General features: G+C 51.0%; 15 protein-coding genes, 1 tRNA gene and 3 pseudogenes. 8 read left to right on the top strand and 11 right to left on the bottom strand.

Translation table 11 applies throughout. The features are described from left to right. The first annotated feature begins 68 nt into the window (after positions 1-68). From FAZ14_RS18910 to FAZ14_RS18895, 4 genes and pseudogenes are all read left to right on the top strand, one after another. On the top strand, positions 69-2,153 hold the full coding sequence (locus FAZ14_RS18910; protein WP_235914633.1) for a hypothetical protein: 2,085 nt from the start codon (positions 69-71) through the stop codon (positions 2,151-2,153). An 87-nt stretch (positions 2,154-2,240) separates the two neighbouring features. Beyond that, a pseudogene (locus FAZ14_RS18905) lies at positions 2,241-2,521 on the top strand (transposase); the annotation flags it as partial. An 87-nt stretch (positions 2,522-2,608) separates the two neighbouring features. Further along, positions 2,609-4,141, top strand: a pseudogene (locus tag FAZ14_RS18900) (IS3 family transposase). A 445-nt stretch (positions 4,142-4,586) separates the two neighbouring features. After that, positions 4,587-5,873 (top strand): hypothetical protein, encoded by a 1,287-nt coding sequence (locus tag FAZ14_RS18895; protein ID WP_033581512.1) that lies wholly within the window; start codon positions 4,587-4,589, stop codon positions 5,871-5,873. A 134-nt stretch (positions 5,874-6,007) separates the two neighbouring features. Here the strand turns inward: FAZ14_RS18895 and FAZ14_RS18890 are convergent. From FAZ14_RS18890 to xerD, 8 genes and pseudogenes are all read right to left on the bottom strand, one after another. Then, positions 6,008-6,886 (bottom strand): annotated as a pseudogene (locus tag FAZ14_RS18890) (transposase). 117 nt (positions 6,887-7,003) lie between these two features. Next, positions 7,004-7,077 (bottom strand) — tRNA-Gly (locus FAZ14_RS18885). An 85-nt stretch (positions 7,078-7,162) separates the two neighbouring features. Then, a complete protein-coding gene (locus FAZ14_RS18880) occupies positions 7,163-7,834 on the bottom strand; it encodes a LysE family translocator (protein WP_153509010.1) in 672 nt (223 codons plus the stop codon). Between the two features lie 271 nt (positions 7,835-8,105). Next, positions 8,106-9,623 carry a lysine--tRNA ligase gene (gene lysS, locus FAZ14_RS18875; protein WP_153509009.1) on the bottom strand — a complete coding sequence of 506 codons (1,518 nt, stop codon included), beginning with the start codon at positions 9,621-9,623 and terminating at the stop codon, positions 8,106-8,108. An 8-nt stretch (positions 9,624-9,631) separates the two neighbouring features. After that, positions 9,632-10,730, bottom strand: a protein-coding gene (gene prfB / locus FAZ14_RS18870) for a peptide chain release factor 2 (protein ID WP_100224712.1) whose coding sequence is annotated in 2 segments (ribosomal slippage) — positions 9,632-10,654 and positions 10,656-10,730 — 1,098 coding nt in all. Because the reading frame shifts where the segments join, the coding sequence is not laid out codon by codon here. 201 nt (positions 10,731-10,931) lie between these two features. Then, a complete protein-coding gene (recJ, locus tag FAZ14_RS18865; RefSeq protein ID WP_153509008.1) occupies positions 10,932-12,662 on the bottom strand; it encodes a single-stranded-DNA-specific exonuclease RecJ in 1,731 nt (576 codons plus the stop codon). A gap of 23 nt (positions 12,663-12,685) precedes the next feature. Next, a complete protein-coding gene (gene dsbC / locus FAZ14_RS18860; RefSeq protein WP_016943581.1) occupies positions 12,686-13,402 on the bottom strand; it encodes a bifunctional protein-disulfide isomerase/oxidoreductase DsbC in 717 nt (238 codons plus the stop codon). 86 nt (positions 13,403-13,488) lie between these two features. Then, positions 13,489-14,388, bottom strand: a complete 900-nt coding sequence (gene xerD, locus FAZ14_RS18855; protein WP_016943580.1) for a site-specific tyrosine recombinase XerD — start codon at positions 14,386-14,388, stop codon at positions 13,489-13,491. Between the two features lie 263 nt (positions 14,389-14,651). On the opposite strand from xerD, the gene FAZ14_RS18850 reads away from it, so the two are divergent. Continuing rightward, positions 14,652-15,977 (top strand): MFS transporter, encoded by a 1,326-nt coding sequence (locus FAZ14_RS18850; protein WP_038925657.1) that lies wholly within the window; start codon positions 14,652-14,654, stop codon positions 15,975-15,977. Positions 15,978-16,153: 176 nt separating this feature from the next. Beyond that, positions 16,154-16,672 (top strand): flavodoxin FldB, encoded by a 519-nt coding sequence (gene fldB / locus FAZ14_RS18845; protein WP_016943578.1) that lies wholly within the window; start codon positions 16,154-16,156, stop codon positions 16,670-16,672. A gap of 88 nt (positions 16,673-16,760) precedes the next feature. On the opposite strand, the gene FAZ14_RS18840 is transcribed toward fldB, so the two are convergent. Both FAZ14_RS18840 and sdhE read right to left on the bottom strand, forming a co-directional pair. Then, positions 16,761-17,192, bottom strand: a complete 432-nt coding sequence (locus tag FAZ14_RS18840; protein ID WP_012883372.1) for a protein YgfX — start codon at positions 17,190-17,192, stop codon at positions 16,761-16,763. Then, positions 17,173-17,439: an FAD assembly factor SdhE gene (gene sdhE, locus FAZ14_RS18835; RefSeq protein ID WP_016943577.1), complete on the bottom strand. Its 267-nt coding sequence runs from the start codon at positions 17,437-17,439 to the stop codon at positions 17,173-17,175. The genes FAZ14_RS18840 and sdhE overlap by 20 nt, the downstream gene beginning before the upstream one ends. Before the next feature lie 309 nt (positions 17,440-17,748). Here sdhE and ygfZ point away from each other — a divergent pair, with 309 nt between their 5' ends. Then, positions 17,749-18,729 (top strand): tRNA-modifying protein YgfZ, encoded by a 981-nt coding sequence (gene ygfZ, locus FAZ14_RS18830; RefSeq protein ID WP_153509007.1) that lies wholly within the window; start codon positions 17,749-17,751, stop codon positions 18,727-18,729. 86 nt (positions 18,730-18,815) lie between these two features. On the opposite strand, the gene trhA is transcribed toward ygfZ, so the two are convergent. Then, positions 18,816-19,466, bottom strand: a complete 651-nt coding sequence (gene trhA, locus FAZ14_RS18825) for a PAQR family membrane homeostasis protein TrhA (RefSeq protein ID WP_016943575.1) — start codon at positions 19,464-19,466, stop codon at positions 18,816-18,818. 212 nt (positions 19,467-19,678) lie between these two features. Between trhA and FAZ14_RS18820 the strand changes: the two genes are divergently transcribed. Continuing rightward, complete coding sequence (locus FAZ14_RS18820; protein ID WP_038907054.1) at positions 19,679-20,287, top strand: HD domain-containing protein; 609 nt, start codon at positions 19,679-19,681, stop codon at positions 20,285-20,287. Positions 20,288-20,343: the final 56 nt, after the last annotated feature.

Raw genomic sequence — 20,343 nt, 5'->3', positions numbered from 1 at the left:
GTAAAACCTTCACTCGGATCTCTATCATAATAGTCTCTCTTATATCCTTTACATATTGGTATGGATATATGCATCTATCCAAAAAAAGCATTCCCAAAGACCAGTATAATAACTCTCATGTTGAGGGCGTCAAATTATCAAGACACCAAGATCTCCGAGGGGTTATTGGTTCACTTAATCAAAGACACCAATATGGTGAGTACTTATCTGAAGCAACCTATTATATCGCCAAGAATACAGGAAAGCGCTTTTTATCAGATAATATTGCCTATCCAACCTGGCTGAGGTACGTTAATAATAATAAAACATCATTATCATCTATGCCTTTACTACCTATATGGTCTGATGATTTCACTTTTGGCTTTAGTAATAAATCTACGTTTAAGATTTTAGAGAAAAACATTCTCCTTGAATCAGGTGTTATACCCAAAGATGTCTTTATTGGCAGAACTGCAATTCTAAAAAATAAAAATGAAAATGAAAATGAAAATGAAGACATTTATACTACCATTACTGATATAGATAATTTGGGTAATATCACAGTAAAAGGTTATGTCCCTTATGGTTTTTTCCCCACATCAATTCGCATCCCTTCAGGAAAGAAACAGAGCGGACATATGATGTTTGAGAGTGACAGCATGGGATGGATTCGCGGCGGGAAGTTTACTCTCGATTCAACTGGATATACTTATGCCATTCGACCTATATCTTCACTTAATTTATCTAATATGATACTAGAGAATGGAGATACTTTATCTTGGGATGGGACTGATGGTAACTACTCAGCAAAAATTCTATCTGTCTATAATTTAAATAACACATATATTGTCAAACTCGATAAAAAATTCCCACCATATTTCGATTTTCGTAAGAATATTATAAATGTGACACGTCAAAATAATAAAGATAACAAGCAGGAGATGATATTAAATATCGATACAGATTTAATAAATGATGACTTCTTTTTTGGTAAAAATCGTAACACCAGCTTTGTTGTTTACTCTACTGGCGATATTACGCCAGGAAATATAGTGGTCGGTGAAGGCACTAAAGAACCATTATATGTTTCTAAAGTAGTTAAAGGTAGTAGTGTCATTACTGTCGATTTATTTAGAAGTGCTGTTATCAATGAGTGCTTAAATCTTAACCCCGAAGGAAGCTACGACAGTTGCATACGGAACCTCGACTTGTCAAAATTTGAATACACTAATGCCAAATGGGCGAAAGAAAATCTTACTGCCAATAAGAAATACGATGATTTTGGCCCATGGGAAATGTGGAATAGGGGGGGAGTTCTAAGCATACAATACGCCACGAATATAGTTAAACAAGCTGAGAACCCTCCCCCTTCGAAAGATAAAGATACCTTGTCCTCAGACGCTCAACCATCACATAATGGTTTGATTTGGGAAATATATCCAGGTTCGCTGTTAAATATATTTTATGGTACAAATAATCCTGCGCCGACAGAAATGTTAATACATGTTCTCGGTCGAGAAGCAAGGGATAAATATTATTCTTCTTTTACGCAGATAAAACCTGAATATATTTCTTTTGCTAAACCAGAACGATTTACCCCTTGGTTACTTAACTGGCATTGGCCGTTCTTTAGAAATATAGTTAACAACTATGATTTAGCTGTGGATAAAAATGAATTTTCTCTATGGCATATTACAAATAAGAATAAATGGGATACTTTGGGTCCTGTGAAATTAAAATTACAGGGTGATTTTAACATTAACAAACCAATTAGCCTTAATATCAGTAAAACTGAAGCGAAATCTTGTGATATAAAACTAGTGACAGCCGTAGTAAAATATGATATTAAAAACCCGATATCACATATACCATTAGTTGGGAAACTATCACGATATCTGTTGGAAATTGAGGGTACAGGCCTTCCATCAAATTTGCCTGTTAGTTTACCATGGAGTGAGAATACATTCTCTTTCCCAATTTTTTATCGAGATGGGTTTAATCCTGTAATTACCCCACGAACCTTATCCAACTTCCTCGATTTAACATCAATGAGTATTAAAGAAATCACTCTTTATCAAGAAAATGCAGATGCAAATAATATATATAGATTATATTATGACTATCCTGTAATTGGTGATGCGGCAAAATTTGAATGTGATAATATTAGGCATTGAGAGAACCTGTGCGTAATTCTGTGTAACTGCCGGGTAATCCCCCTGAAAAACCAGTGCATGCATAAGTAGAATTTTCTGCTAACCTGAATGCAGGGGGATTTCTATGACCCGAAGGGCAGCGAAGCCCACCGATCACGTTTTACTGACAGTCAGATCATCGCCATTCTCAAACAGGCTGAGGCGGGTACACCGGTTCCTGAATTATGTCGGGAGCATGGCATCAGCAGTGCCAGTTTTATAAATGGCGCTCAAAGTTTGGCGGGATGGATGCGGTATTGATGAGCAGACTGAAAGCGCTTGAAGAAGAGAACTGCCGACTGAAAGATAAGCGGAAAGCTGGCTCGTTACCCAAAGCCATAGAGGAAAAACACACCGAAAACTGAATGTTAAAAGCGGACATCAGAAATGATGAAAAGGAGGTGCGGACGATTTCCTGGACTCTCAGGAGATAATTTATGTATTCCAAAGCTGAGCGCCTTCGCGCTATTGAGCTCTATTTTAAATTCGGCAGAAAGATCGCCTCTGTTATTCGTGAACTGGGCTACCCCACAGAACGCAACCTCCGGCGATGGGTACAGGCATGGGAAGCCAGCAGTGGCGATATCAGTTGCCTGCCCCGCAAAGAGCGCTGCTCTGATGCGCAGAAACAGGCCGCCGTCGACCATTACCTTACGCACGGCTGCTGCCTTGCCCATAACCCGAAGGACGCTGGTATACCCCTTCGGTGCGCTTCTTATTCGCTGGATAGATGAACTCCATCCCGGCTGGCGACGCATCCACACCAGTGTCCAAAACGCCAGCGCGCCCTTTAAGCCTGAGATTAAGCTGCAGGCCGTCAGGGATCTGTGTACCCGGACCATCCCCGCCAAAAAAATCGCACAGGACGTGGGCGTCAGCCGGCAGGTGTTGTATAAATGGAAAAACGGGGCCATCGGCGATGAGACTTACCAGTTCATGCGAAAAAATGACGCCCCCTCCCTTATCCAGGAACGTGATGCGCTACGGGAAGAGCTTGCCCGGCTCACTCAGGCGATAAAGCGCCAGCAGCTGGAACTGGATATCCTGAAGAAGGAGGAGAAAATAATAAAAAAGACCCGGGCATCAGCGTCAGCACCCTGACAAACAGGGAAAAGACGAAGGTCGCTGATGCCCTCAGAGATACACATCCACTGCCAGTGCAGCTGAACACCTTGAGGCTCGTCCGTAGCAGCTATTTTTATCACCGTGCAGCACTGCGGGCCGCTGATAAACACACTGGTGTGCGCGTCAGCCTGTCGGAGATCTTCCACGCCAACTACCGCTGTTACGGCTACCGCCGCTTGCACGCAATGCTCCGTCATGAAGGCGTCCGGCTCTCTGAAAAAGTCGTGCGCAGGCTGATGTCAGAAGAAAAGCTTGTTGTCAGCACAGCCCGTCGACGGCGTTACAGCTCGTACCGCGGAGAAATCGGGGCGGCCCCTGATAATCTTCTTGCGAGGGACTTCACCGCCGGGTTGCCCAATCAGAAGTGGCTGACGGATATCACGGAGTTCCATCTGCCCGCAGGCAAAGTGTGGCTGTCACCAGTCGTGGACTGCTTCGGCGGTAAGGTGGTGAGCTGGTCGTTGGGCACCCGGCCAGACGCGATGCTTGCCAACAGCATGCTGGAAAGAGCGATCGTCACGCTAAAACCGCCCGAACCTCCGATCATACACAGCGATCGCGGCGGACATTACCGGTGGCCGGGGTGGTTACAGAGAATATCATCCTCGGGCCTGGTGCACTCTATGTCGCGCAAAGGCTGCTCTCCGGATAATGCGGCGTGCGAAGGGTTCTTCGGACGGCTGAAAAACGAGATGTATTATGGTCGCAACTGGTCAGGTGTAACGCTGGATGACTTTATGAAGCAGGTGGATGGCTACATCCGCTGGTACAATAGTCATCGGATCAAACTGCCACTGGGCGCAGTGAGCCCTGAAACGTACCGGAAAAGACTGGGGTTAATCTAATCAACCAGTCCAGGAAATCGTCCGCACCCCCTTTGTGGTCATTAAGCGGTGTTGTTGACAACGTAAGGTGTTCCCGACAGATGATTCGGTACGGAAAGTGATTTATCTGGCGATACAGTCTGCATCGAAAAAATGGAGTATGCCGATCCAGAACTGGCGGCTGCCGATGAGCCGTTTTATTATCGAGTTCGGTGACCACCTGAGCGAGCACCTTTAATACGGCGGCAGTTACACAGAATTATTTACAGTCTCATTAATTTTGCACAACATTGCTTCATATTGTATCAACTAATAGTGAAAGACAAAGAGTATTAACATAGCAAAATATGTATAATCCTCACCTTCATATCGCTCGCTAAGCTAGGCCGTCAAACTCCCTTGGTACAACATTTATTGCTTAGTCATAACTGAATAATTTTAGAATTAAAGAAAATAAGGAAGCATAATGCGTAAGTCTACAATCATTGGAGCATTGGTCATTGTTGCTCTATGGCTGATAACTGCGACAACTTTGTATAGCTATAACTACGGATCCCCATCAGACAAAAGTCACTGGAATCAAAGGTGGGAAAACGCTGAAGCATCAGCGCATTTCTTCAATACATTAAAACGCTATGATACCCTTCCATTCAACCAGCATTATTTTGCCATATCGCGGCCATGTGTTGATTTAGTAAAACCGTGTGTAGTTACAGATAACCCACCAATCCCAGGCTATGCAGTTCTGCCATCACCGAGAATAAATAACGAAGCCATCTACATATCCTTCCCACCTGGATCAATGGTAGCTGCATATGGTGTAATAAAAGCGGCCTCACTGATATCGGGAATATCTATTTCTTGGGAGATGTTGCAATGGGTCAACATGCTATTTTGGATTATTTCAATTATTCTTATTTATTTTACTATCTCAACAGTAACCAGAACATCAGAATATAGCGCGGTAATTTCCTTCCTGTCCGTAATTCCGATGTTATTTGCTGTCGAACCGATGCACTCTCACCAATTATCAATGTGGGCACATCAGGCATTCCAAGTTTTTGCAGCAGCAGCATTTCTGATGGTGGCTATGGGAATAAACCGCAAGACGGTGATTGCACTTGGCGTCATATCAGCACTTGCCTGCTGGGTTGAGTGGACGGCATACTTGATGTGTATAGCATTATTCGTCGTTGTTTTTATCCATGACCTGAAACTTAAATTAGGATATAAAAATACAATCATTTACACTTTGATGGCAATTTCAGGTGGTTTGACACTACTTTGGTATTATTCGTTCATGGTGGGACTTGGTCCGTACTTTGACGAGCTATCTAACCGGGCAAGTATCAGGGGTATGAAAATAACATACATTGGCTGGGGAGAGTGGTGGCTATCTGTATATCAGGCATATGGTCCATGGTTAATTTCCGCATTCCTTTTGGCTTTAGCATCATTATGTATCAATAAAAGCAGTAGTTTTAGCAAAGATAAATACATCACTATTTACATTTTAATCGCCATCATTTCCTTTATGCTGATAGAAAACGTTGCTATGTTTGAACATGCAGCAACATATACATTTGACAGGATTAAAATCGGATTTCTTATTACTATTCTTATTGCAATGTCTGCAATGAGAATAGAAAAACTCGGAAAAATTGCATTTCTTTTTATTGCTATTATTTGTATCATTACGTCCATGTACAGTATCAGTCAATATATTGATTTTTATCCCAGATACTGGAGGTGAAAATACGGCTGATAAGGCCGCATGTTGATAACATAAGCGTTCACTATTCCGCTATAAACTGGAATAGTGAATAACTGACAAAATCCACATCTGACCCTGTAAATAATTCTGTGTAACTGCCGCGCCCCCCATTTTTAACCGGGCAGATGAGTAGAATCGGATAAGCGCTGAATATGCTGCATTGGAGTGAAGCCATTCAGTGCCATATTCGGTCGTTCATGATTATAGAACCATGATCCTACCCACCATTGCCATTGTGTGGCGTATTCCTGTAACTCACTCAGCGAATAAAACAGATAGTGCCCCAGCCAGTCATATCGCACTGTCCGGTTATAACGCTCAATATACGCATTCTGCTGTGGTTTCCCCGGCTGAATAAAATTGAGGATAATATTTTGTCGTTCAGCCCATATTATCAGAGTGTTACCTGCATATTCAGCGACAGTTCGCAGTAAATCCGGTAAATTCTTTTGTGGTTCCAGGCAAAGCCTTTCACGTTGCGCAGATACAGGTAACACAGACCGAAACCCCAGTTTCGCTGGCTGTCCGTGATGCGCACCAGCCAGTCAGCAATTATCTGATTTTCCTGACTGAGTAAGCGTCTGTACCGGTAGCAACATTCGCTGATGACAAAGACCTGGCAGGCCAGACGGATACTGATCCCCCGGTGTTCTACTGCATACAGAGCCATCCGCTTCGGTCTGATGGCTTCACCACTTTTTTGTCATCGCTTCCTGAATAATTTCGGCCTTAATTCGCTCTTCGGCATACATTTTTTTCAGTCGGCGGTTCTCTTCTTCAAGCGCTTTGAGTCTGCTCATCAGTGCGGCATCCATCCCGCCAAACTTTGAGCGCCATCTATAAAAACTGGCACTGCTGATGCCATGCTCCCGGAACAGTTCAGGAACCGGCGTCCCCGCCTCAGCCTGTTTGAGAATGGCGATGATCTGACTGTCAGTAAAACGTGATCGGTGAGCTTCGCTGCCCTTCGGGTCATAGAAATCCCCCTGCATTCAGGTTAGGAGAAAATTCTACTTATAAACACACCGGTTTTTCGGGGGGATTACCCATGGAACTAAAACGGGTGTGCTTACACACTTACAGTTGGGATACTTCAGGAGACTTGAGTTTGGAGCGGGCGAAGGGAATCGAACCCTCGTATAGAGCTTGGGAAGCTCTCGTTCTACCATTGAACTACGCCCGCGTAGAAAGTGACTGGCATTATAGCGCCATCTCTCTGGCGGGCAAGATAAAACACGGTTTGATTGCGCGTGTTTTGAGCGGTCGACTCACACCGCTGTCATCAGCAGCGTTTGGTACCCGTTGACGATCACCTGCACGGCAAACACCGCGAATAACACTGCCGATACCGCACTGCAGTAAAACGACAACCTGCCTTTTAACGCACCACGCCCGTACTTGATTAAGACCGCCATAAACAGCGTCCAGAGTATGCCGCCAATGAAAAATCCCACCAGAAATAGCGCAATTTGTCTGGCAGAACCATCCGTCGCCTGGGCAATCAACGTCCCGCCCACAGCAGCAAACCACAGTAATGCGCTGGGTGACGCCAGTGCCATTCCCATTCCGCTGATAAAATGGCGGCGCGCAGGGGCAGAGGCACCAGATGAAGGCTCGCTCGCGGTTTCAATAGCCAAACCACGGTGCTGGCGATAGTCGCGCCAGGCGCTACGTGCCATGTTGAATGACAGCCACAGCAGTACACCGCCACCACCAATCCACAACAGCCACCGTACTGGGGTGTAGTTAAAGATCACCGCCATCCCTAACACCGACAGGGTCGCATAGAGCAAATCACCAAAGCAGGATCCCAGCCCAATAAAAAACGCCGCGCCTGCGCCGTCCCGAATACCACGATTAATAATGGCGGTGTTGACGATGCCCAAGTCCAGGCACAGCGACAACGACAGTAACAACCCACTCAACATCACCAGTAACATACATTCCTCTTCTTACTCTCTTCACTCTGTCTCATGCTGGGCGATGAATCCACTTTCCTGCTTGCCTTACTGGCAAGACTGCTATGCCGATACAGCGAGATAAATGCGCTACGGCAATGCCGTATCAGGACAAACGACAGTAGCATTCCCCCCACGCCAACGGCAAGGCGAGCCTGTCGGATGATAATGCGCGTAAAAGAGGGAAACACGGGGAGATAAAAAAACGGCTCGTCTGCCTGCGGGCAAACGAGCCGGGATACCGCGGTGAGGCTTATTTCTGCGGACGCATTGCCGGGAACAGGATCACGTCGCGAATGGTGTGACTGTTGGTAAACAGCATCACCATACGGTCGATACCAATGCCCAGACCTGCGGTCGGCGGCAAGCCATGCTCCAGCGCGGTAACATAGTCTTCGTCGTAGAACATCGCTTCGTCGTCACCGGCATCTTTCGCCGCCACCTGATCCTGGAAGCGTTGCGCCTGATCTTCTGCGTCGTTCAGCTCGGAGAAACCGTTGCCGATCTCACGTCCGCCGATGAAGAACTCGAAGCGGTCGGTGATTTCCGGGTTCTGGTCGTTGCGACGTGCCAATGGTGACACTTCAGCCGGGTATTCGGTGATGAACGTCGGCTGGATCAGATGGGCTTCCGCCACTTCTTCGAAGATCTCGGTGACGAGACGGCCCAGGCCCCAGCTCTTCTCTACCTTGATGCCGATAGATTCTGCGATGGCTTTTGCCGCGTCGAAGCTATCCAGATCCGCCAGGTTGGTTTCAGGACGGTATTTCTTGATGGCTTCACGCATGGTCAGCTTCTCGAACGGCTTACCGAAATCAAACACCTGGTCGCCATACGGCACCTCAGTGGTGCCCAGAACGTTCTGCGCCAGCGTGCGGAACAGTGATTCGGTCAGTTCGATCAGGTCTTTGTAGTCCGCATACGCCATGTAGAGTTCCATCATGGTGAACTCAGGGTTATGACGCGGCGACACACCTTCGTTACGGAAGTTACGGTTGATCTCGAATACACGCTCAAAACCACCGACCACCAGACGCTTCAGGTACAGCTCTGGCGCGATACGCAGATACATATCGATATCCAGCGCATTGTGATGGGTGATGAACGGACGAGCAGACGCCCCACCGGGGATCACCTGCATCATCGGCGTTTCGACTTCCATAAAATCACGACCGACCATGAACTGGCGAATACCAGCCAGAATCTGCGAACGCACACGGAAAGTATGGCGGGATTCGTCGTTGGCGATCAGGTCCAGATAACGCTGGCGGTAACGGGTTTCCTGATCCGCCAGGCCGTGGAACTTATCCGGCAACGGGCGCAACGCTTTGGTCAGCAAACGCAGTTCAGTACAGTGGATAGACAGCTCACCGGTTTTGGTTTTAAACAGCTTGCCGCGTGCGCCAAGGATGTCGCCCAAATCCCATTTTTTGAACTGCTCGTTGTAGACGCCTTCCGGCAGGTCATCACGCGCCACATACAACTGAATACGGCCACCGACATCCTGCAAGGTCACGAATGACGCCTTACCCATGATACGGCGGGTCATCATACGACCGGCAACCGTCACTTCCAGACCCAGTGCTTCCAGCTCTTCGTTCTCTTTTTCGTCATAGCTGGTGTGCAGTTGATCAGCGGTGCTGTCACGGCGGAAATCGTTCGGAAAAGCGATGCCGGTCTCACGCAACGCCGCCAGCTTCTCACGGCGGGTTCTGAGTTCGTTGTTAAGATCCAGCGCCTGCTCGGCACCCTGATTTTGTGGTTCAGACATGAGATTCCTTATAACCCCGCTTTTAAACTTGCTTCGATAAACTTGTCCAGATCGCCATCCAGCACCGACTGGGTATTACGTGTTTCAACCCCAGTACGCAGATCTTTAATGCGGGAATCGTCCAGTACATAAGAACGAATCTGGCTGCCCCAGCCGATATCGGACTTATTGTCTTCCAACGCCTGCTTCTCAGCGTTCTTCTTCTGCATTTCGAACTCATACAGCTTGGCTTTCAGCTGTTTCATCGCTTGATCTTTGTTCTTATGCTGAGAGCGATCGTTCTGGCACTGCGTCACGATATTGGTCGGGATGTGAGTAATACGCACCGCGGATTCAGTACGGTTAACGTGCTGACCACCCGCACCAGAAGCGCGATACACATCGATACGCAGGTCGGCAGGATTGATCTCGATATCAATATCGTCATCGACTTCCGGATACACGAAAGCGGAACTGAACGACGTATGGCGGCGGCCGCCCGAGTCAAACGGACTCTTACGCACCAGACGGTGTACGCCGGTTTCGGTACGCAACCAGCCAAACGCATAGTCGCCCATAATCTTGATAGTGGCAGACTTGATGCCAGCGACTTCGCCTTCAGACTCTTCAATGACTTCGGTTTTGAAGCCTTTGCTTTCCGCCCAGCGCAAATACATACGCAGCAGCATGCTGGCCCAGTCCTGCGCTTCGGTGCCGCCGGAACCGGCCTGCAAATCGAGGTAGCAATCAGCGCTATCGTACTCGCCGGAGAACATACGGCGGAATTCCAGCTGACCCAGCTTGTCTTCCAGTAAATCCAGCTCGGCGATGGCTTCGTTAAAGGTCTCTTCGTCGTCGGCCTCTACCGCCAGATCCAGCAGGCCGGCGACATCGTCCAGCCCCTGAACCATCTGATCAATGGTGTCGACGATCATTTCCAGGGAGGAGCGCTCTTTCCCCAGCGCCTGAGCGCGCTCAGGTTCGTTCCATACGTCGGGCTGTTCCAGCTCGGCGTTTACCTCTTCCAGACGCTCTTTCTTGGCGTCATAGTCAAAGATACCCCCTCAGAACGGCTGTCCGGTCAGACAGGTCCTGAATGCGGTTTTTTACCGGATTGATTTCAAACATGGTCGTAAGATCTTAATAGTTGTTTGTCGATGACAGAATGCATGTAAACCGCGAATTGTAGCGGATCCACGCCGTGGTTTATAGCTTTTTACCGATTTTAGCGGGTTACCGATTTTAGCGGGTTACCGATTTTAGCGGGATGTCCCGCCGGGTGAAAAGAAAACGCCGGGAAAACCCGGCGTCGATTTCAGCGTCTGTACGCTACAGCGGCCACAGGTGCTCTATCAGCAGTTGTACCGAGCGTTTGCCGCGGAATTCGTTAACATCCAGTTTATAGGCCAGTTCGACTTCACGCACGCTGCTGTCAGGCCACAGCACGGTATCCACGTTAAACGCGATACCGTCCAACAGCGGGCCGCCACCCAGCGGCTCCACCATGACCTTGAGATGGCGTTCACCAACCAGCCGTTGTTGCAACAGGCGAAAACGGCCGTCAAAAAGTGGCTCAGGAAAAGCCTGCCCCCACGGCCCGGCCTCACGCAGCATTTCAGCGGTGCCAAGCGACAACTCAGGCACGGCTAATTCGCCATCTGACCACACCACGCCTTCGAGCTGTGAAGCATCCAGCCACTCGCCAACCAGATCGGCAAAACGCTGGCGAAACTCGTCAAAGCGATCTTCGACCAGTGACAGTCCCGCCGCCATCGCATGACCGCCAAACTTCAGCATCAGGCCGGGATAACAGGTATCCAGTCGCTCCAGCGCGTCACGCAAGTGCAGCCCGGCGATAGAGCGCCCGGAGCCTTTCAGAATGCCGTCGCCCGCCGGTGCAAACGCAATCACCGGGCGATGAAAACGCTCTTTGATGCGCGACGCCAGAATGCCCACCACGCCCTGGTGCCAATCCGGGTGGTACATCGCCAGCCCCAGCGGCAACGTATCGCGGCTACGCTCCAGTTGTTCGCACAACTGCAACGCTTCTACCTGCATCCCCGCTTCAATCTCACGGCGACTTTGGTTGAGCGCATCCAGATCGCTGGCCAGCATCCGCGCCTGCACGATGTCATGGCACAACAACAGCTCAACCCCGACGGACATATCGTCCAGTCGACCGGCAGCATTCAGGCGCGGCCCGAGCGCAAAGCCCAAATCAGTGGCTACCAGTTGGGCGGCATCGCGGTTAGAGACTTCCAGCAAAGCGCGGATCCCCGGCCGACATTTTCCGGCCCGAATGCGGCTCAGTCCCTGTGCGACCAGAATACGGTTATTGGCGTCCAGCGGCACTACATCCGCCACCGTCCCCAACGCCACCAAATCCAGCAATTCCGCCAGATTAGGCTCGGCCAGCCCGCGTTCAGTAAACCAGCCAGACTCACGCAGGCGAGCCCGCAACGCCATCATCAGGTAGAACGCCACGCCCACGCCGGCTAACGCCTTCGACGGAAACGCACAATCCACCAGATTAGGATTCACCATCGCCTCTGCCGCTGGCAGGGTGTCCCCCGGCAAATGGTGGTCAGTCACCACCACCTCGATACCTCGCCGGTGCGCATCATCCACCCCAGCGTGGGACGAAATGCCGTTATCGACGGTAACGATCAACTCCGCCCCTTTGGCAGCCGCCTGAGCGACCACTTCGGGACTGAGCCCATACCCATCTTCGAAACGGTTGGGCACCAGATACTGAACCTCTCGCCCTCCCATACTGCGCAGCGCCAGCACCGTCAGCGCGGTACTGGTGGCACCGTCAGCGTCAAAATCACCGACAATCACAATGCGGCGCTCTTCCGCCAGCGCCCGACACAACACGTCGACGGCCTGAGAAATACCGCTCAGCAGACGATAATCCAACAGGCCGCGCAGACTGCGCTCCAGTTCCTGCGCCTGTCTCACACCGCGCTGGGCGTATAAACGACGTAATAGTGCCGGGAGGGAGTCAGGTAACTCCGTCTCCGCCACCGGACGGCGACGGAGTTGGGTAACAACATTCACGCTTGATTAACCACTCGATTCAATTAGCCACCAGATTTCAGCGAGGCTTTGTGCGCTTCCAGCATAGCCATCATTTCTTTAGGCGGCTGATACCCCGGCACCACCGTGCCGTCACTCAATACGACAGCCGGTGTCCCCTGCACGCCAAACAGCACACCCAGTTGGTAGTGCGCGCCGATATCCGTTTTACAGGTCGCCGGCGAGACATCATCCCCTTTCATGGCCGCATCAAACGCCTTGTTGCGATCCGCGACGCACCAGATGGATTGCATGTCTTTCGCGGCCTGAGAGTTCATGCCCTGGCGAGGGAAAGCCAGATAACGCACGGTAATACCCAGCGCGTTGTAATCTTTGATCTGCTCATGCAGCTTGTGGCAGTAGCCGCAGGTGATGTCGGTAAACACGGTGATGACGTGTTTCTCCTGTGGTGCCTTATAAACGATCATCTGGTCTTTCAGGGCATTCAGACGATCATTCAGAATATGATTGGTGACATTCACCGGATCCTTACCGCTGACGTCATACAGTGGCCCTTGCAACAGGTGTTTACCGTCGTCGGTGATGTAAAGCACGCCATTCTCCGTCAACAGAGTTTTCATTCCGCTGATGGGAGAATCTTTCACTTCCGCGTTCTGTATTCCCAAACGGTTCAGCGTCTGCTTAATCGCGGCGTCATCCGCGTGTGCCATGTTGCCGAAAGCCAGCGCCAGCAACGAAAGGAGTATTACACGTTTTTTCATGGAGTTATCCTGTTCTCAGGGCGCAAGCGCCGCGCTTATCCATTATAGGCGGAAACCGCCATTATCATTCTATCGACCCAGAGGCATCATGCCCGGGGATGGTGCTGTTGATGCAGTTGTTTCAACCGCTCCGTCGCAACGTGGGTATAAATCTGCGTGGTGGAAAGATCGCTGTGGCCCAACAACATCTGCACCACTCGCAAATCCGCACCGTGATTCAGCAGGTGGGTTGCAAAGGCATGACGCAAAACATGCGGAGAAAGTTTATTGCTGTCAATAGATGCCAGTGTCGCATAGTGCTTGATACGGTGCCAGAACGTCTGGCGCGTCATCTGCTGGGCACGGTTACTCGGAAACAACACATCCAGCGTCTGCCCGTTTAGCAACCAGGGACGACTGTACTCCAGATACTGCTCCAGCCAGTACACCGCCTCTTCCCCGAGCGGCACCAGTCGCTCCTTGTTGCCTTTCCCCACGACGCGCACCACCCCCTGGCGCAGACTGACATCGCTCATCGTCAGCCCCACCAGTTCCGATACACGCAGACCGGTCGCGTACAGCAGTTCCAGCATCGCCTTATCCCGCAGTTCGATCGGCTGATCGGTAACCGGTGCCGCCAACAGCGCTTCCACCTGCGCTTCAGTGAGATCCTTCGGTAATCGCTGCGGCAGTTTAGGAGAAGACAACGGCGCACTCGGGTCATCTGCTCGTTGCTTTTCCCGGTACAGATACTGAAACAAACGCCGCATTGCGCTCAGCAAACGCGCTGAACTGGTGGCCTTGTAACCGCCCTCCAGTCGCTCAGCCAGAAAATCCTGTAGGTCAGACGGCTGCGCCTCCAGCAGATGACGGTCATGGTGCGCCAGCCACTCCGCCAGCGAGGACAGATCATTGCGATAGGACGACAATGTATTTTCCGCCAGGTTGCGTTCCAGCCACAAGGCATCCAGAAACTGCTCGATTAAGGCCTGATCCTGTTTCTGCATCTCTCTCTCCTGCCATGCCGCAGACCATACTCTCCCGCCATTATGCCTGACAGAGTATGTTCGGGGTACAATTCGGTAATCATTCTCAACTTCATCACATCCTGTGGCAAAACGAAGCATGAAAGGGATTATATTTTCTTATTGATGCAGATCACGGAATGCTGTTACCACAAGGCTTGACTTCAGCCGCCGCCGTGGTTTGAAAAGAACTTTTTTCTATGCATAGAATGCGCGTCCGTGTGTTACAAAAAAGCAAAAAAATTATGCAAGCCTCCATCTCATCCACTATTGATACTCAAGCACCAGAAGCGCCAGTTAACTCGCGCAATAAGGTGGTGGTCGCCTCGTTGATCGGTACCGCCATCGAATTCTTTGATTTTTACATTTATGCTACCGCTGCCGTGCTGATATTTCCGCACATCTTTTTCCCGCAGGGGGATGCGACCGCCGCTACGCTACAATCGCTGGCGACCTTCGCCATCGCATTTGTTGCCCGGCCTATCGGTTCTGCGCTATTCGGTCACTTTGGTGATCGTGTCGGGCGTAAAGTGACGCTGGTCGCCTCGCTGCTGACCATGGGGATCTCCACCGTCTTAATCGGCTTGCTGCCGAGCTATGAAACCATCGGCGTTATGGCACCACTGCTGCTGGCGCTGGCCCGTTTCGGTCAGGGGCTGGGTCTCGGTGGCGAATGGGGCGGCGCGGCGCTGCTGGCAACCGAAAACGCCCCTGCCCACAAACGCGCGTTGTACGGTTCATTCCCGCAATTGGGTGCGCCCATCGGCTTCTTCTTCGCTAACGGTACGTTCCTGCTGCTGTCCTGGATGCTCACTAACGAGCAGTTCATGAGTTGGGGATGGCGTGTGCCGTTCATCGCCTCGGCGGTGCTGGTGATTATCGGCCTGTATGTACGTGTGTCATTGCACGAAACACCGGTGTTTGCCAAAGTCGCCAAAGAAGGGAAACAGGTACGTGTACCGTTGGGTACCCTGCTGAGCAAGCATGTGAAAGCCACCGTTTTGGGCACCTTCATTATGCTGGCAACGTATACCCTGTTTTACATCATGACCGTCTACTCCATGACCTACGGCACCACCCCAGCACCGGCTGGGCTTGGCATTCCACGTAATAACTTCCTGTGGATGCTGATGATGGCAGTCATCGGTTTTGGTCTGATGATCCCGGTGGCAGGCTATCTGGCCGACGTCGTCGGTCGTCGCAAGACCATGATCACCGTGACTTGCATTATGCTGGTCTTCGCGATGGCATTCCCGTCGCTGCTGGGCTCTGGTAACCAGATGCTGATTATGGCCTTTCTGGTCTGCGGCCTGAGCCTGATGGGGCTGACCTTCGGCCCGATGGGCGCGCTGTTGCCGGAACTGTTCCCCACTGAAGTGCGCTATACCGGTGCCTCGTTTTCCTACAATGTGTCCTCGATTCTGGGGGCATCCGTAGCGCCGTATATCGCCGCCTGGCTGACCAGCCATTATGGGCTGTTCTATGTCGGTGTTTACCTCGCCGCCATGGCCTCGCTGACTCTGATTGCACTGCTGCTGACAAAAGAAACCCGTCACCAGTCTCTCGGTTAAGTCTTACAGGGATGAAGGCGTCGCTTTCATCCCTGCTTTTACCCTGTTGTCGTCCCTGCTTTCTTGCTTACCATCCTCTCATCTTCCGCCCCACCCTGTACGCTCCCAGGTTATTCCGTTAGGCTAAGCGCACAGCAATATCGCCTTTTATTGATGCAATCACGATCAGACAACTTATGAAGATAGGACTTTTTTACGGCACCAGCACCTGCTACACCGAAATGGCAGCAGAGAAAATCCGCGACATTCTGGGTGAGGAACTGGTTGACCTGCATAACGTGAAAGACGTTGCGCCGCAGGAGATGGAAAACTACGAGATGCTGATCCTTGGCATCCCCACCTGGGACTTTGGTGAGATACAGGAAGACTGGGAAGCCATCTGGGCGCAATTGCCAACATTGAATCTGAATGGAAAAATTGTCGCGCTCTATGGTATGGGTGACCAGTTAGGGTATGGCGAATGGTTTTTGGATGCGCTCGGCATGTTGCATGACCAGCTCAAACCGCTGGGCGTGCGCTTCATTGGCTACTGGCCAACGGCGGGTTACGATTTCACCAGCCCCAAACCCGTCACCGAAGACGGTAAGCACTTTGTTGGCCTGGCGCTGGATGAGGTAAACCAGTACGACATGAGCGATGATCGTCTTCAGCAATGGTGCGAACAAATCCTGCTGGAAATGGCAGAGTTACTTTGACGCGCTGTCGCGTTATTTGATGTCATCAGGCCAGATGAACATTCAGGCGTGTCTGGCACGCCTGAATCGCACGAATACCGTTCGCCCGTTAATGATGGCGGGAAGATTCCGTTCCATGCAGCGCAGGCTGCTGCAGCTGTTGACGTAACAGCCGCCATTCCTCACTCCCCATACTGTCTGACGCCAGCCACAAACGCTGTTGCCCTTTACCATCCACCGCACGTAGCGATAACAATACGCCGTTGCGCATAAACCACGGTCGCCGGACAATCTGCCAGTCACGTTGCTGCCAGTGTAGTTGATTATCGCCACGCAGGGAAATCTCCCCCTGGCGCGATTTGATGCTTCGCTGGCTGCGCACAAAGTCAAACACGACCAGCGTCACTAACCCGAGCCACAGCGGTGCGTAGCCGTCCGGCCAGGGAGCCAGCAGGATCATCAGCATCAGAAATCCGTGCGTTAGCAGCGAAAACAACTGCATGCGCCAGGATACGCGTAAATCACATTGCCACTGGGCCACGATCTTTATTTCGCGTCTGAATAAGGGAAACCATCCGCTTCAAACCGGGATCACCCGGCTCGCCGTGGTTCATCAACCAATTAAACAGGTCGGGATCGTCACACTGCAGCAGACGAATAAACTGCTGTTTGTCGTCATCGCTCAGCGTATCGTATTCATGCTCGAAAAACGGCATGATGGAGATGTCCAGTTCGCGCATTCCACGCCTGCACGCCCAGTGAATACGTGCTTTGTTATTGATGTCCATGTTCATGTCGCCTACTTCTCTGTTCTGTCTGGTTATCCGTGCGGGTCGATAACGACCGCCAGTGCACAACTATTCTACCTGATGCCCTTCAACCAATAGTAACACTTTGACATATTTTCGCGTATCAGCGCCTGTACTATTTTACCGTGGCCTTGCGTATCGCACGATTCGCGCCATTTTGCTGATTCATGTTACCAGACGCGCTAATCAGCGACCGGATGGCAGAACACCGCCTAAACTGCTTGCAAACCGTTGTCGCTCTTTTACCATTGGATGATTCGCTGACATTACGCATCGCAGGATTGTAATATGGCTCATCCGTTTACCGAACAACCGCTGTTTTCTTCTGCTCATCTCCCCGCCACCCTGATGTCGCTGGACGACTGGGCGCTGGTTACCCTGACCGGGCCAGACACCGTCAAATACCTTCAGGGGCAACTCACGGCTGACGTTAATGCGCTACAGGCCGGTGAGCAGGTACTGTGTGCTCACTGTGACGCCAAGGGAAAAATGTGGAGCACGGTACACTTATTCCATTATGGCGATGGACTGGCTTATCTGGAGCGCCGTAGTGTACGCGATTCTCAACTGGCGGAGCTGAAAAAATACGCGGTGTTCTCCAAAACCACCCTGACGGCTGACGACAGCGTCGTGTTGCTGGGTGCCGCGGGTGGCAACATCCGTCATCATCTGGCGGCGTTGTTTGATACCCTGCCCGATGCCGATAACGCTGTCGTACACCAACCCGGCGCAACGCTCGTGCACCTGTCACAGCCCGCCGAGCGTTTCGTGTTGGTGCTGGATGCACAACGTGCCGCTGCTGTTATCGACGCACTGCAAGCACAGATCACGCTCAATGATGGCCGCCAGTGGCTGGCGCTGGAGATAGAAGCGTGCCGCCCCGTCATTGACAGTACTAACAGTGCGCAATTCATTCCGCAGGCCACCAATTTACAAGCGCTACAAGGCATTAGCTTCACCAAAGGATGCTATGCCGGTCAGGAAATGGTTGCCCGAGCCAAATACCGTGGTGCTAATAAACGCGCACTGTACTGGCTGTCTGGCTCTGGCGCACAGACACCTGCGGTAGGTGATGAGCTGGAACTGAAACTGGGTGATAACTGGCGGCGCACCGGTACGGTACTGGCGAGCAGCCAGTTGCATGACGGCACGCTGTGGGTTCAGGCAGTATTAAATAACGATCTGGACGCAGACAGCGTGCTGCGAGTTCGCGACGATGGCAGCAGCCAGCTTGCGATTCAGCCGCTGCCTTATTCTCTCGTAGAATAATCGATACTGGAAAAAACTCAGGGAGCCACCGTTCCCTGAGATTATCAACTTCAACGTCAATTTACCGCACCGCACTCACCGCGCCGTTACCCCACATACAGGTAAATGGCCAGAAAATGGCATACGCTACCGCCTAAGACAAACCCGTGCCAGATAGCGTGATTGAACGGAATCCGCTTGCAGACATAAAACACCACGCCCAGCGTATATATCGCGCCCCCTATCGCCAGCAGAGTCACCCCACCGATGGACAGCTTCATCGCCAGTTGGTAAACCACAATCAGCGATAGCCATCCCATCACCAGGTACGTAATCAGTGATAACACTTCAAAGCGGTGTGCAAACGCCAGTTTGAAAATGACGCCCAGTAGCGCCAGACTCCAGATGGCGATCATCAATCCTCGCGCCAGCGGTGAATCCAGCCCTACCAGCAGAAACGGGGTATAGGTTCCGGCAATCAACAGATAGATGGCGCAATGGTCAAAGATCTGTAGCCAGCGTTTGGCGCGTTGATGCGGAATGGCGTGATACAGCGTGGATGCAAGAAATAATAAGATGAGGCTACCGCCATAGAGACTGTAGCTGGTAATGGCTAAAGACGTGGCACCGTTGTTCACTGCCTGTACCAGCAGCAACACCAGCCCGACTATCCCAAACACACAACCGATTCCATGGCTAATGCTGTTGGCGATTTCTTCCGCCAGCGTATACCCGGGTTCCCCCACATTTTTCTTCATGCCAACCTCTTGTCCCATACCTACCTCACTCGGTGTAACTGCGGCACACAGACTGTCGCGCCGAGCAAGTTTTGAGCAGATTAACTGAGAACTATTCCAGTGTACACCTGTACGCTAAAATAAAAATCCGTTGCATCGGGGGGAGATTCTTGCATGTTCATCACCCCCTATATCTCCTACAATGACCGCTCTTTATTACAGGAGGTTAACGGATGTCATCTGCTTTACCCGTACTGGATTTCGGCCCTATGACCGATGTCGTCAAATTTCTGATGGAAATCGACAAACTCAAGAGTGTTCAGCGCCGTTCCAAGGTAATCGGCACTGACCGTCAGGAAGACTCCGCAGAACACAGTTGGCATTTTGCCGTCGCCGTGATGAGCCTGGCACCGTATGCCGATGACACTATCGATATCACCCGCGTACTCAAAATGGCGTTGATTCACGATATCGTGGAGATTGATGCCGGTGACGTACTGGTTTACGACCTCAAAGCCCGCGAAGCTATTCAGCAACAGGAACAGGCGGCCGCCACACGTATTTTTGGTCTGCTACCGCAACCACAGCATGACCAGTTTCTGGCGCTCTGGCACGAATACGAAGCCGGTGACAGTGCAGAAGCTCGCTTTGCCTTGATGATCGACCGCGTAATGCCAGTGCTGATGAACCTGCATAATGGCGGGCAGAGCTGGGTAGAACACGGCATTCGACTGGAACAGGTGTTGAGCCGTAACGATTTTATCCAGGATATTAATCCGGCGCTGTGGGGTTATCTGAAGCAGCATCTGGAAGATGCGCAGGCGAAAGGCTGGCTGAAGTAATCTGCCGCTGATCAAGAACCGGCATAACGAAAAACGGGAGGCTCACGCCCCCCGGT

The organism is Dickeya oryzae (assembly GCF_009372235.1).
Lineage (GTDB): Bacteria > Pseudomonadota > Gammaproteobacteria > Enterobacterales > Enterobacteriaceae > Dickeya > Dickeya oryzae.
The sequence above is the reverse complement of the archived record's forward strand: the minus strand, read 5'-3'. Positions and strand labels throughout refer to the sequence as shown.